At 61.2% G+C, this 13,600-nt stretch carries 12 protein-coding genes; all 12 read left to right on the top strand.

Translation table 11 applies throughout. The features are described 5' to 3' along the window. Nucleotides 1-115: 115 nt before the first annotated feature. The 12 genes from A6U87_RS18230 to A6U87_RS18175 all read left to right on the top strand — a co-directional run bounded on the left by A6U87_RS18230 (nt 116) and on the right by A6U87_RS18175 (nt 13,549). Entirely contained in the window at nt 116-1,120 is a 1,005-nt protein-coding gene (locus A6U87_RS18230; protein WP_065692705.1) for a LacI family DNA-binding transcriptional regulator, read from the top strand. A gap of 124 nt (nt 1,121-1,244) precedes the next feature. After that, nucleotides 1,245-1,493 carry a type II toxin-antitoxin system ParD family antitoxin gene (locus A6U87_RS18225; protein ID WP_065692704.1) on the top strand — a complete coding sequence of 83 codons (249 nt, stop codon included), beginning with the start codon at nt 1,245-1,247 and terminating at the stop codon, nt 1,491-1,493. Continuing rightward, a complete protein-coding gene (locus A6U87_RS18220; RefSeq protein WP_065692703.1) occupies nt 1,493-1,786 on the top strand; it encodes a type II toxin-antitoxin system RelE/ParE family toxin in 294 nt (97 codons plus the stop codon). The genes A6U87_RS18225 and A6U87_RS18220 overlap by 1 nt, the downstream gene beginning before the upstream one ends. A gap of 88 nt (nt 1,787-1,874) precedes the next feature. Beyond that, nucleotides 1,875-4,235 (top strand): LuxR C-terminal-related transcriptional regulator, encoded by a 2,361-nt coding sequence (locus A6U87_RS18215; protein ID WP_065692702.1) that lies wholly within the window; start codon nt 1,875-1,877, stop codon nt 4,233-4,235. A gap of 213 nt (nt 4,236-4,448) precedes the next feature. Further along, a complete protein-coding gene (locus tag A6U87_RS18210; protein WP_065692701.1) occupies nt 4,449-6,017 on the top strand; it encodes an ABC transporter substrate-binding protein in 1,569 nt (522 codons plus the stop codon). Between the two features lie 105 nt (nt 6,018-6,122). Beyond that, nucleotides 6,123-7,187, top strand: coding sequence for an ABC transporter permease (locus A6U87_RS18205; protein WP_198928726.1), 1,065 nt, complete (start codon nt 6,123-6,125; stop codon nt 7,185-7,187). Next, the gene (locus tag A6U87_RS18200) at nt 7,187-8,074 is read left to right on the top strand and encodes an ABC transporter permease (RefSeq protein ID WP_065692700.1); all 888 of its coding nucleotides are present in this window, start codon (nt 7,187-7,189) and stop codon (nt 8,072-8,074) included. Before A6U87_RS18205 ends, A6U87_RS18200 begins: the two co-directional genes overlap by 1 nt. After that, a complete protein-coding gene (locus A6U87_RS30485; RefSeq protein ID WP_065692699.1) occupies nt 8,074-8,916 on the top strand; it encodes an ABC transporter ATP-binding protein in 843 nt (280 codons plus the stop codon). Before A6U87_RS18200 ends, A6U87_RS30485 begins: the two co-directional genes overlap by 1 nt. Then, nucleotides 8,913-9,839 (top strand): ATP-binding cassette domain-containing protein, encoded by a 927-nt coding sequence (locus tag A6U87_RS30480; protein WP_065692698.1) that lies wholly within the window; start codon nt 8,913-8,915, stop codon nt 9,837-9,839. The genes A6U87_RS30485 and A6U87_RS30480 overlap by 4 nt, the downstream gene beginning before the upstream one ends. After that, the gene (locus A6U87_RS18185; RefSeq protein WP_065692697.1) at nt 9,836-11,380 is read left to right on the top strand and encodes a hydantoinase/oxoprolinase N-terminal domain-containing protein; all 1,545 of its coding nucleotides are present in this window, start codon (nt 9,836-9,838) and stop codon (nt 11,378-11,380) included. The genes A6U87_RS30480 and A6U87_RS18185 overlap by 4 nt, the downstream gene beginning before the upstream one ends. After that, nucleotides 11,373-12,452, top strand: a complete 1,080-nt coding sequence (locus tag A6U87_RS18180; RefSeq protein ID WP_065692696.1) for a DUF917 domain-containing protein — start codon at nt 11,373-11,375, stop codon at nt 12,450-12,452. Before A6U87_RS18185 ends, A6U87_RS18180 begins: the two co-directional genes overlap by 8 nt. Before the next feature lie 14 nt (nt 12,453-12,466). Beyond that, nucleotides 12,467-13,549: a DUF917 domain-containing protein gene (locus tag A6U87_RS18175; protein WP_065692695.1), complete on the top strand. Its 1,083-nt coding sequence runs from the start codon at nt 12,467-12,469 to the stop codon at nt 13,547-13,549. Nucleotides 13,550-13,600 lie beyond the last annotated feature (51 nt).

The raw sequence follows: 13,600 nt of genomic DNA, 5'->3' as shown, positions 1-13,600 counted from the left end.
TGCCCAGCGGCGCGCCGTATGTCAACCTCTTCAAACCTACATGCGGCGACCGCCCACGTCGGTCATTGCACACACGTGCAGAATCGTTCAGATGTCGTGCAACGGGAGAACGATCATGTCGTCCAAAGTGTTCGTCAGCGCACAGGAAGTTGCCGAAAGGGCCGGCGTCTCACGATCGGCGGTATCGCGAACGTTCACGCCGGGTGCAAGCGTGTCCGCCAGTACACGCAAACGGGTGCTCGAGGCGGCCGAAGAGCTGGGCTACCACGTCAACCATCTCGCCCGCGGACTGATGCGCAACGAGAGCGGCATCGTCTGCCTCATCATCTCGGATGTCGCGACGCCTTACAGGTCGGCTCTGCTGCGCGAACTGACGCAGCAGCTTCAGAATGCCGGCAAGATCGCAATGCTGATCAATACCGACCGTTCGGATGGCAGCGTCGACCGGGCGTTGCAGCAGGCGATCCGATACAGGGCCGACGCATCGGTCATTCTTTCCGGCCATCCCGACAAATCGATCACCCAGCTATGTCTTCGCAACGGCCAACGGCTCGTCCTGATCAATCGCGATGACGATCAGCTGGGGCCGCTGAAGATAAACCTCGATGATGACGAGTCAGGCGGCAGGATCGCGACGGCCTTTGTCCGGGCCGGCTGCCGGAAACTCGCCTTTGCCAATTCCGAGGCGGGAACGCCGAGCCTGATGGGACGGGAGCGGGGCTTTCTTGCCATGGCCGCCGAGCTTGGCATGAATGTCATCGTCGAGCGTTATGGCTGGACAGGATATGAAGCTGGCAAGGTGCTGGCGCAACGCATGCTGACGCGCAGCGATCGGCCGGACGCGGTCTTCTGCGCCACCGATCTTCTGGCCTGCGGCTTCATGGACGCCGCGCGCCACCAGTTCGGCCTCTCGATCCCGGAGCAACTATGTATCGCAGGCTTCGACGACATCGAACAGGCCTCATGGTCTTCCTATAATTTGACAACCTTTGCACAACCGGTCTCGCAGATTGCAGCCCATACCGTCGAATGGCTGGGCCAACCTCAAGAGGACGCCGGAGACCATTCCATCAAGCTGAAAGCAGAGCTGGTCTGGCGAAGCTCGATCCGGGGCGGCTGACCGAAAACTCCCTTCACGGCGGGGATCGCTGTGGCCCACCCTCGACCGCTCTTGCATAGACTCGACCCTTGAATTTGACAAACTTTGCCAAACTCCGTTACGCTAAGCACCTATGGAGGCACGAATGGCCACGATGAACGTATCTCTACCGGACCCGATGAAAGAGTGGGTCGAGGCGCAAGCAAAGACCGGGCGCTATTCAAACGCGAGCGACTATGTGCGGGACCTTATCCGCAGGGATCAGGCGCGTAGCGACAAGGTCGCCGCCATGCAACGCTTCGTCGATGACGGCCTCAAAAGCGGTATTGGCGGCAGGTCGAAAGAAGAGCTGTTCGCCGCAGCGGTTGCGCGTGCGGAAATGACGCGCAGCTGATGCTGTTCACCCTATCTGTCGAAGCGGAAGAGGACATCATCGCAATTACCGAGCAAGGATTGCTCTTGTTCGGACCTGCACAGGCCAGGCGTTATCATGACGAACTGTTCGCGATACTCGATCTGATCGCCGCAAATCCGCGAATGGCGCGCGAACGGGAGGAGATTTCGCCGCCGGTCAGGATCCATCCGTTCAAAGCACATCTTGTTGTCTACCGGATAGAAGATGCGGGAACCATTTTCATAATCAGGGTAAGGCATGCGCATGAGGAATGGGACGGCGGGCTCACCTAGCCTCCTTTGATTGAACGATCACACGGCACACGTGATCGGTGTTGCTCGTGGTTGCGCCGCCCCCGCAAATCGGACGATAACAAGCGTCATGAATTCAGTCTTTTCGCGCGCGAAAATTGTCGACCATATTCTGGGCCGCCCTGAGCCGATCGTCGTTATCGAGGCTCCGGCCGGCATGGGCAAGTCTGTTATCCTGCGCCAGATCGCTCAGCAAGGACGGTTCAAGCTGCACGCCGCTGCAGACGCCCCGGACCTTCGCCCGGGTAAGACGGTGTTATGGGACATCCCGCCCCATACAGTCGCGGGCGCATTGCCCGAATTGTTGGTTTCGGGCGAGTGCCGCATCATCATAGCGAAGCGGCCTGAGACGAAATTGCCCGGCCTCTCGCGAGCGCTTGCCTATGGCGCAGCCTATGTGCTCGAGCCGGAGCAATTGCTCCTCTGCGATGAGGAGGCAGCCGAGTTCTTCGGAGCGGACAATGCTGCAGGCATCATGGAGGCTTCCGGCGGTTGGCCGTTGGTTGCGTTTCGCGGCCTCGGTTCGGGCAATCTCTCGGCGTTCCTGCAGTCCGAGTTCCTGGAAACCTTGCCTGATGAGCAACTTGTCGATCTAAAGCTGCTTGCGGGCGGCTCGGACTTGCCGATCCCAATCACCAACCGGCTCTTTCCAATCGCGTCTATTGGTGAGAAGCGCAGGCTGCGATTGCGCGCGCGTGGACTTGGCGACCACCTGACATCAGCGGTCAACGCTGCAATCGCCCAACGCCTGATCACCCCTGCCGGGGCAAACGCCATCGCCGAAGCCTACGCAACCCACGGAAAGCCGGTGGATGCGATCGTCACCTACCAGCAGGTGGGTTTTCACGATAAGGCCTACCAGCATTTCCACCAGGCTGGCGGGCTGTTCTTTCTCTACTACCACGGCCCGGACGCGTTCGACCGGGTGCTCGGTGGCTTCCCTTCGCTATATGCGCATCAAAGCGAAGTTCTGGTCTTGTCGCTCGCCCTGCAGGCGTTGAAGCGTGGCGACATCTCCCGTGCCCGACGGCTGCTGGTCGACCGGTTCGGCGACTTCGCCAATGATTTCGAGGCGGTCTTCAGCCCGCGCTCGATCTTCTCGCGCGAGTTCCGGGAATTCCGCTTCCTGATGCTGATCTACGAAGACTACCAGTTTACCGAGGAAATGCTGAAGGCGCTCTTTGCGATCAATGCGGAGTTTCCGGGCGACGCACATCTGTTCCGCGGCAGCTTCTACAATTCGGTTCTCGAGTTCTACATAAGGCGGCGGCAGTTTGCCGAGGCAGAAGAGGTGGCACAGCGCGCGATGTACCACTACGAGTCGGCCAAGGCACCGATGCTCTGCTTCTATATCAGCTTGCATCAGGCGATGATGGCCTTGATGAAGGGAGATACGGTCACCGCCCGCAAGCACGCGGGACTTGGCGCGAAAAGCCTGTCCGAAGTGCCGTTCGACACTCCAAACGACGTACGCCTGCAGACGCTGCTGGAAGCGTGCATCGAATATGAAGGCGGCCGCGCCGAGCCGCTGGCGCGCTTCCTGAACATCGAGATCGATGATTTCTCCCATGGCGAGATCTGGCCGAGCCTGATGGAATTCACGCTGCTCTACGGTAGCCAAGCCATGGCGACGCATTTCTCGCTGACGGCAGCGCGCGGCTTTCTGGAGCGATGGCGGGTCTACCAGCTTTCCAACCAGGCCTTTCAATCGATGGTCAGCATACGCGAGGCAATCGTTCTTCAGAATGCCAACCGGTGGACGGAAGCCGCCGCAATGCTGAAAACCGTGGAACTGCCGATCAATCGTGAGCGGATGGCGGCCAATCCGGATGCACTTTCACGCCTTCGCGACCGCGACGAAATCGGTCTGGCGCTGGCATGGCTGCGTCAGATCCTCCACGAGCAACCTGATATGCCGCAGTTGCACGACCTCCTCGGGGCCGCCATGGGGAACCTGAACATCACCGATCGCCAGCGATTGTGCATCGCGATCTGGCTGGCGAACCTCCACAAGCGTCGGCAAGACCTGACCAAAGCCCGCGCGGTCCTCCTCAGGCTATTCGAGGACGCAGCAAGGCTCGGCTCCATTGCGCCATTGGCCGAGGAAAAAGTGTTTCTTGCCGAATTGCTCGACAACAAGCGGATCAGCGAATTCCTCTCAGCATCGTCCCCAGCCCGGCAGGTGATCCGAAAGTTGCGCGATAGCGGTCATCTCGCCCGCGCGTCCGGTGTGCGCAGTGAACTGTCACGGCGTGAGAACAAGATACTGGTGATGATATCAGAAGGCGCAGCCAACAAGGCGATCGCCGCCATGCTCGGTGTCAGCGAGGCGACGGTGAAGTTTCACCTCGGCAATGTCTACCGAAAGCTCAACTGCAGGACGCGCCAGGAGGCGATCAGCACGGCACGCGCAGCGGGCATCGTCGGTTGATCCGCCACCAATGGAGAGACGCAGGTCCAGTTCTCTCTAAACTCTCTTTCAAAACCTATACCATTTACGCAAAAACCTAGACCTTCATGACGTTGTCATGACGAAAAACCGCGTGCAATCTCCCCGGGACTTGAAGGGCTATGGTCCCGCAAGCGACCAAGCACGACGGCCCGTCCAGGGTCGCACTGGGAACCCAACCAATCGGGAGACAAGATGAGCAAGCTCAGGATTCTCGCAGCCACCGCCCTGGCCACGACGATGATAGCCGGCACCGCAGGTTTCAGCGCAGCACGGGCCGAAACGGTTGTGACGATGAACACGGTGCAGATTTTCGGCACCATCGATCCGGCAAAGATCTCCGACTACACCGACTACATGGCGGCAGTGAACCTCTATGACGGCCTGATCACGGTCGACTCAAAGGGCAACCTGCTGCCTGAACTGGCCGAGAGCTGGACGGTCTCGTCCGACGCTAAAGAGGTGACCTTCAAGCTGCGCGCGGACGCCCATTTCAGCGACGGCTCACCTGTGACGGCCGCCGACGTCGTCTATTCCGTCGATCGTACGCTGCGGATCAACCAGGGGCCGGCGACCCTTTTCGAGGGCATTCTGAAACCGGGTTCGGTCGTTGCGGTCGATGACAAGACGGTCAAGTTCACGCTGGAAAAGACGTTCTCGCCGTTCCTGACCACGGTGCCGGCCATCTTCATCGTCAATTCGAAGATTGCCAAGGCCAACGAGGGTAGTGACGACGGCCAGACCTATTTTGCATCGCATGTCGCCGGTGCCGGTGCCTATACGCTGAAGGACTGGGATCGCGGCGCGAAGATGACGATCGTTCGCGACAAGAACTACTACAAGGGCTTTGGTGAAGGGCCGATCGACGAAGTGCGCTGGATCATCACCAATGACGAAGCTACGGTGCGCTCGCTTGCCGCGTCCGGCGAACTGACCATGTCGAGCCAGTTCCAGTCGCCCGAGACCTACAAGGCGCTCGAAGGCATGGGCCGCTTCAACGTCGTGACCCAGCCGACCACCACGGCCTTCTACCTCAAGCTGAATACCAAGGCTCCGCCGACCGACGACGTCCACATCCGCCGCGCGATTGCGCTCGCGACCGACTACAAGACGATCCGTGAAGTGGTCTTTCCCGGTGGCGAGATGAATGGTCCGCTTCCGTCGGGCTTTGCGGATTTCTATGCCTCGGATCTGCCGGAACAGAAGTATGACCTGGAGGCAGCGAAGGCGGAGATCGCGCAGTCGAAATATGCCGGCCAGGAAATTCCGATCACACTCGGCTATGTCGCCGGAACCAAGTTCGAGGAAGAAATCAGCCTGCTGATGCAGGCCAATCTCGAGCAACTCGGCTTCAAGGTCACCCAGCAGGCCGATCCGTGGAACCGCGTCACGGAAATCGCCTCGAAGGTCGAGACAACACCGGCGGTCAACCAGATCTTCTTTGGCCCGACCTATCCGTCACCGGACTCGATGTTCTACGCACAGTACCACTCCAAGTCGGCCGGCACCTGGATGTCGATGGAGTGGCTGCAGGATCAGACAATCGACAAGCTGATCGACGAAGCCCGCGAGACCGGCGACAGCAAGAAGCAGGCCGAGATCTACAAGGACCTGCAGCACAAGATCGTCGAGATCCAGCCCGACGTGTTCCTGCTGACCCAGAACGTGCAGCATGCGATGGACAAATGCCTGACCGGCTTCAACGCCGTGCCCATGCAGTCCTTCGACTATGACTTCACGCGCTATCACTGGACTTGCAAGTAACAGGAACGACGGATCCCGGCTTCGCATCCATAACCGAAGCCGGGATCGGGCGGGCAACAGCAAGGTAAAGGCCAACAGTTTGCGGCGGCAACGCCAGGCAATGCTATGGCCGATTTCGCAGGCATCCAACAACAAGAGGTCGGTCAGTTGGAGTTCCTTCTCTTCCTCCTTCGGCGCGTGGCATGGTCGCTTCTGGTCCTGGTGGGACTATCGGTGGTGATCTTTGCCATCGCGCGCGGCATGCCCGGCGATCCGGCGCGGCTCGCCCTTGGACCCCGCGCCACGCAGGAGCAGGTGGATCAGCTCTCCCACAGCCTCGGCCTCGATCGGCCGCTCTACGAGCAGTATGGACTGTTCGTCACGGGACTGGCCAAGGGCGACCTGGGCAAATCCCTGCTGACCGAGCGCCCTGTCAACGACGACATCCGCGACACGTTCGCGGCGACCTTCGAACTCGTCCTCTTCACCATCACGATCGCGTTCATTGTCGGCGTGCCGCTTGGCGTCGTCGCGGCTCGGTGGAAGGACAAGTGGCCGGACAATCTGGTGCGGATAGTCGCCATTGTGTCCGCCGTGATGCCGAGCTTCTTCCTGGCGTTGCTGCTGCAGATCCTTGCCGGCTACGTGCTGCATATCCTGCCAACCACCGGTCGCCTGCCGCCGAACATGGTGTTTTCACCTGACATAACCGGCCTGATCACCATCGATTCCATCCTCAAGGGACGGTTCGACGTGTTCGGTGAGGCGATCCGTTATCTGCTCCTGCCGTCAATTGCGCTCGCGGCGGCGACAATGGGCCAGATCGCCCGCATCACCCGCGCGTCAATGATCGACGTATCGAGCCAGGATTACATCGAGGCAGCCCGTGCCTTTGGCGTGCCCGAACGGATCCGGGTCTTCAAATACATGCTGCGGCCGAGTTTCGTGCCACCCATGACGATCATGGGCCTGGAATTCGCCTCCATGATCGGCAACGCCTTTGTCGTCGAGCTGGTCTTCTCCTGGCCTGGCATGGCTGCCTATGGCGTCAGGACGATCATCCAGAAAGACCTGAATGCCGTCATGGGCGTGGTCATCGTCTCCGGCGTATTCTTCGTCGTCGTCAATCTCATCATCGACGTTCTGGTCGGCTTCGTCGATCCCCGCGTCCGCATCCGGGGGCATCGCTGATGGCCAAGCTTGAGACCTTTGTCGCCGAGCCGGCGCGCCTGTCGAATGCCTACCAGAACTGGTACCGCTTCTCGCGCAATCCCACGGCCGTAATCGGCGCAGCGATCGTCATCGTCTCGATCCTCGCGGCCATTTTCGCGCCCTACATCACGCCTCATCCCGAGCATGTCGGCGCGGTCGTCAATTTCAGGGCCCGGCACCTGCCGCCATCGACGGAATACTGGTTTGGGACCGACAACGTGGGGCGCGACATCTTTACCCGCGTGATCTTCGGAATGCGCATATCCCTGCTTCTGGCGCTCGTCGTGCTGGGCACCGCCGTTCCCTTCGGCACGATCATGGGCCTTCTGGCCGGCTACTTCGGCGGCTGGGTCGAAACCGTGATCATGCGTCTCACCGACATCGCGCTTGCCATTCCGCCACTGGTCATGGCGCTCGCAGTCGCGGCCGTGCTCTCGCCGGACCTCATCAATTCCATGCTGGCGATCGCAGCCCTCTGGTGGACCTGGCATACACGCCTGATCTATTCCATCACACGCCAGCTCCGGACGCACGAATTCGTTGAAGCAGCAGAAACACTCGGAGCATCGAAGTTCCACATCCTGTTCCGGGAAATCCTACCCAACTGTGTCTCGGCACTCGCCGTGAAGACATCACTCGATTGCGGCTTTGTCATTCTCGTCGGCGCCTCGCTTTCGTTCCTCGGCCTCGGCATCCAGCCGCCAACGCCCGATCTCGGCACGATGGTTTCGCAAGGATCCGCCTTCCTGCCCGACTACTGGTGGGAATCGATCATGCCCGGCTGCGCGATCCTGTTCATCGCCTTGGGCTTCAACCTGCTGGGCGACGGTCTGCGCGATCTTTTCGATGTTCAGGAGATCAAGTGATGGATGCGCTTCTTTCCGTTCGCGATCTCTCGGTCGAATTCTCGACCTATGGCCGCACCAACAAGGTGCTCCACAAAGTCTCTCTCGACGTGCCTGCCCGTTCGCAGGTGGCGCTGGTCGGCGAAAGCGGCTCGGGCAAAACCGTGACGATGAAGGCGATCATGGGTTTGCTGCGTGAGCCACCCGCGCGGATCACCGGCGGCCGCATCCTCTATGACGGCGCAGATCTTTTGACGATGCCGGCGGCCGAACGGTTGAAGCTGCGCGGCACGGCGATGTCGATGGTCTTCCAGGACCCGATGAGTTCGCTCAATCCTGTTTTCACCATTGCCGACCAGATGGGGACGATTCTGAAATATGCCGACAGGCGCCTCGGGCGCAGCCGTTCCGGCCGCGAGCGGATGGCGCGGGTGCACGAAGTGCTGACGCAGGTGCGCATGCGCGATCCGGAACGCATTTCGGCATCCTATCCGATCCAGCTTTCCGGCGGCATGCGCCAGCGCATCCTGATCGCCATGGCGCTGCTCAGCGAACCGAAACTCCTGATCGCCGATGAACCGGGCACGGCGCTCGACGTCACGACGCAGGCACAGATTCTAAAGCTTCTCAAGGATCTCGTGGAGGAGCGGGGGCTGGCGCTGCTGATGATCACCCACAACCTCGGCGTCGTCCGTGAGACCTCGCAACACGTCTATGTCATGAACAAGGGGGTCGTGGTCGAGCAGGGACCAACGAGCGCCATCTTCGACGCGCCGAGGGACGAATACACGCGCGGCCTGATCGCCGCGGTGCCGCGCCTGACCGGCGGAACCTCGTTCGGCGCACGGGAGCTTGGCGCATGACCCCGATGCTCGAAGTCCGCAACCTCTCCAAGTTCTTCCCGGTACGCAACGCGTTTGGCCGCCAGGTCAGCGAGGTCCGCGCTGTCGACGACGTTTCCTTCTTCGTTCCACGCGGCTCGGTCTATGGCCTTGCCGGTGAAAGCGGCTCGGGCAAATCGACGATCGCCCGCATGATCATGGGCCTCGCGCAGCCGACATCGGGCCAGATCCTGATCGACGGCGAACCTGTGCAAGCCGGCCATGGCGTGAGAACGCACGGCAAGAAAGTGCAGATGGTTTTCCAGAACCCGGGTTCGTCGCTCAATCCGCGTCGGACTGTCGGCCAGTCGATTGCCGTGCCGCTTGACGCGCACGGGCACCCGTCGTCCGATCGCCGCCGGCGTATCGGCGAGTTGCTCGAGATGGTCCAGCTTCCCGCCAATTTTGCCGAGCGTTTTCCGCACGAGCTTTCCGGCGGCCAGAAGCAGCGCGTGGCGATTGCGCGTGCGCTCGCCGTCGTGCCTCGGCTTGTGGTTCTGGACGAGCCGACCTCGGCGCTCGACGTCTCGGTTCAGGCGAGGGTGATCGACCTTCTTGTCGACCTCGGTCGACAGCTCGATCTGACCTTCCTCTTCATTTCACACGATCTCAGCCTGATGCGCAATTTCGCCAGCGAGGTCGGCGTCCTTTATCGCGGCAAGCTCGTCGAGACCGGCTCCACGGCCGATGTCTTCGGCAACCCGCAACATGTCTACACGCAGTTGCTTCTGTCCTCGGTGCCCGTGATCTCGGCCGAGGAGGAGGCGATGCGCCCCAAGATTCCGCTGATCGATGGTGAGATTCCAACGGCCGAGAAGCTCATCGAATTGCGGTCTGGTGGCCACCAGGCAGCAGGTCAGACGTCGAATACCAAACAAGGTTTCAATGAGGAACAACCAAGATGATTAGAATTGGGATCGATGTCGGCGGCACCAATACCGACGCCGTCATCATGGACGGCACGCAGGTGGTGGCCGGCGTGAAGTCCGCAACGACGGCCGATGTCATGAGCGGCGTGGTCAATGCGCTGAGGGACGTGCTGGCGGCATCGGGCATGGCGGCCAGCGCTGTCGACGTCGTGATGATCGGCACCACGCATTTCACCAACGCCGTCGTCCAGCGTCGCGACCTCGCGCAGACCGCGGCCGTGCGTCTCGGCCTGCCCGCGACCTCGTCGCTGCCGCCGATGGTCGACTGGCCCGAGGATCTCAAGACCGCGATCGGCAACCATGCCTATCTCGCCCATGGTGGCAACGAATTCGACGGCCGCGTGATCTCGCCGCTCAACGAGGAAGAACTCCTCGGCATTGCGGCCGACATCAAAGCCAAGGGCATCAATTCGATCGCGATCACCTCGGTCTTCTCGCCGGTTTCCAACGAATTCGAGAAGCGGGCCGGCGAGATCTTCGCCAGTGCGATGCCCGATGCTCATATCACGCTCTCCAGCGAAATCGGCCGCATCGGCCTGCTGGAGCGCGAAAACGCCGCGATCATGAATGCCTGCCTGCGTGATCTTTCTGCACACGTCATCGACGCGTTCCGCAATGCCATTACCGAAGCCGGCATCAAGGGCCGCTTCTTCCTGACGCAGAACGACGGCACGCTCATGGATGCCGCCTTCGCCGAAAAGTTCCCGGTCCTCACTTTTGCATCAGGCCCGACGAATTCCATGCGCGGCGCCGCCTTCCTGTCGGGCGTCCACGACGCGATCGTCGTCGATATCGGGGGCACGACCTCGGATGTGGGCTCGCTGCAGAAGGGCTTCCCGCGCCAGGCAACCGTCGCCGTGGAAGTCGGTGGCGTTCGCACCAACTTCCGCATGCCCGACGTCTTCTCGATCGGCCTTGGCGGCGGTTCGCTGGTGGTCGAAGACGCAGCGGGCCTGAAGATCGGCCCCACCTCGGTCGGCTACCGGATCAAGACGGAAGCCCTGATTTTCGGCGGCGACACGCTGACGACGACGGATATCGCCGTTGCCGCCGGCCATGCCGACCTTGGCGACAAGAGCAAGGTCTCGGGCCTTTCCGGGCAGTTGCTGGAACGCGCACAAAGCAGGATGATCGAAATGCTTGAGGATTGCGTAGAGCGTTCCCGACTGTCGCCGGAACCCTTGCCGGTCATCGTCGTGGGCGGCGGTTCCATTCTGGTCAACGGCCGGATCGGTGGGCTGGACATCATCAAGCCGAGCCACTTCGGCGTCGCAAATGCCGTTGGGGCGGCGATTGCCCAGGTCTCCGGCGAAATCGATCGCGTCTACGCACTGGCCGAAATCGGCCGTGAGCAGGCGCTCAGCGATGCCAAGGCGCGCGCCGTCGATGCTGCCGTCGCCGCGGGTGCCGCGCGCGACAGTGTCGAGATCGTCGATGTGGAGGATGTGCCGCTCGCCTATCTTCCGGGCAACGCAACGCGCGTACGCGTCAAGGCTGTGGGTGAACTCCATGTCTGATTTCAAGCGACTCGAAGAAGCCGACCTGATGCCGCTTGCCCTGGGGGCAGCACTGCTGGGAACCGGCGGTGGCGGCAATCCCTATGTCGGAATGCTGCGGACGCGGGAACTGCTGCGCAAGGGCGCCAAGATCGAGATCATGCCGCTCGAAGCCTTGCCCGATGATGCCTGGGTTGCGGAATGTGGCGGCATCGGTGCGCCTGTCGTGGGCGTCGAGAAGATCGAGGAGGGCGGCGAGTGCCACCGTGCCGTAATGGCCGTCGAGGAAACTATGGGCATCAAGTGCTCAGCGGTGATCTCGGCTGAAATCGGTGGCGCCAATTCGATGGAGCCGATCATCGTCGCCGGCCTAGCCGGCATCCCGGTGGTGGACGGCGACGGCATGGGCCGTGCGTTCCCCGAAGTGCAGATGACCACGTTCTTCATCTACGGGGCCGAACCATCGCCGGCAGCGATTGCCGACGAGAAGGGCAATGTCGTCGTCTTCCGGCATGTCATCGACATGTTCTGGCTGGAAAAATTTGCCCGTGACGTCTCCGTCGACATGGGGGCAGGGGCCGGCTTTGCAACGGCACCGATGCGCGGCGACTTTGTTCGCAGGACCGCAGTTCCCGGAACGGTTACGCAGGCGATCAATATCGGCAACACGGTGTTGCGCGCACGCGCAAAGCATCAGAACGTCGTCGAGAAGATCGTTGAAGAGACCGGCGCCAAGCTGTTCTTCACGGGCAAGATCTCCGACATCGAACGATCGCTGTCCGGCGGTTTTTCGCGCGGCAAGGCGAAGATTTCGGGGATAGGCGAATGGGCTGGTTCGGAGGCTGAAATCGCCATCCAGAACGAGAACCTCGTGTTGTGGGTAGATGGCGTTCCCGTCATCATGGTTCCGGACCTGATCATGAACCTCGAACTGGAAACGGGAGAACCGATTACCACCGAGATGCTGCGCTATGGGCAGCGTGTCGCGGTCATCGGGTTGCCGGTCCACGATCTCATGAAGACGCCAAGAGCGCTTGAAATTGTTGGTCCCAAGGCCTTCGGCTATCCGGACCTCACCTTCAAACCGCTCTGACAGGGGAGAGAGCTATGAAGATCCTGCGCACAGTCTACGCAGAGGACTTGGAAGACATCGCCATCGGCGGCGCCATTCTCGGCACCGGTGGCGGCGGCGACCCCTATGTCGGCAAGCTGATGGCACAACAGGCGATCCGTCAGCATGGACCGGTCAAGATCGTCGATGTCGAAGAACTACCGGACGACGCGCTCGTCGTTCCCGTCTGCATGATGGGCGCACCGACGGTCATGACCGAAAAGCTGCCCCAGGGCGAAGAACTCATCAATGCGTTCCGCCAGCTTGAGCAGTTGATGGGCCGGAAGATCGACGCGGTCCTGTGCGGCGAGGCCGGTGGCGTCAATTCCACGACGCCATTCGTCGTGGCGGCGATGACCGGTCTGCCGCTGGTCGATGGAGATGGCATGGGCCGCGCCTACCCGGAACTCCAGATGGTGACCTTCACTATGCACGGCGTTTCGGCCACACCCATGGTGCTTTGCGACGACAAGGGCAACTCGATCGTGCTCGAGACCGTCAGCAACGCCTGGACCGAGCGGCTCGCCCGCGCGGCGACGGTCGAAATGGGCGGGTCGGCGCTGCTGGCCTTTTATCCGATGAGCGGAGCGGTCGCGAAGAAGGCGGTTGTGCGCGGCACGCTCACCCTTTGTGCCAATCTTGGCCTGACACTTCGCCAGGCACGCGCGCAGCATGCCGACCCGGTCGATGCCATCGTCGAAATGCTGGGCGCGAAAGTGATTTTCCATGGCCGCGTGCGCGACATCGATCGTCGAACGGTAGGGGGCTTCGCGCGTGGATCGGCTCGGTTCGACGGCGTGGAGGATTGGCGTGGCCACAGCTTCAAGCTCGACTTCCAGAACGAGTTTCTGATGGCCGAGCGCGATGGCGAGATCCTGGTGACAACACCTGAGCTCATCACGCTTCTCGAGGCAGACAGCGGCAATCCTGTCACGGCCGATGCCTTGAAATACGGGCTGAGACTGGTAGCGCTGGCCTTCCCATGCAACGAGCAGTGGCGTACGCCCGAAGGTATCGCGCTCGTCGGGCCACGCTACTTCGGCTACGACATCGACTACAAGCCGTTCGATTTCGCCTGAGGCGCCGCGGCCGGTACCCCTTTTCAAACGATGGGCAGGCCAGTTCACGCT

The organism is Rhizobium sp. AC44/96, from assembly GCF_001692185.1.
GTDB lineage: Bacteria > Pseudomonadota > Alphaproteobacteria > Rhizobiales > Rhizobiaceae > Rhizobium.
The sequence above is the reverse complement of the archived record's forward strand: the minus strand, read 5'-3'. Positions and strand labels throughout refer to the sequence as shown.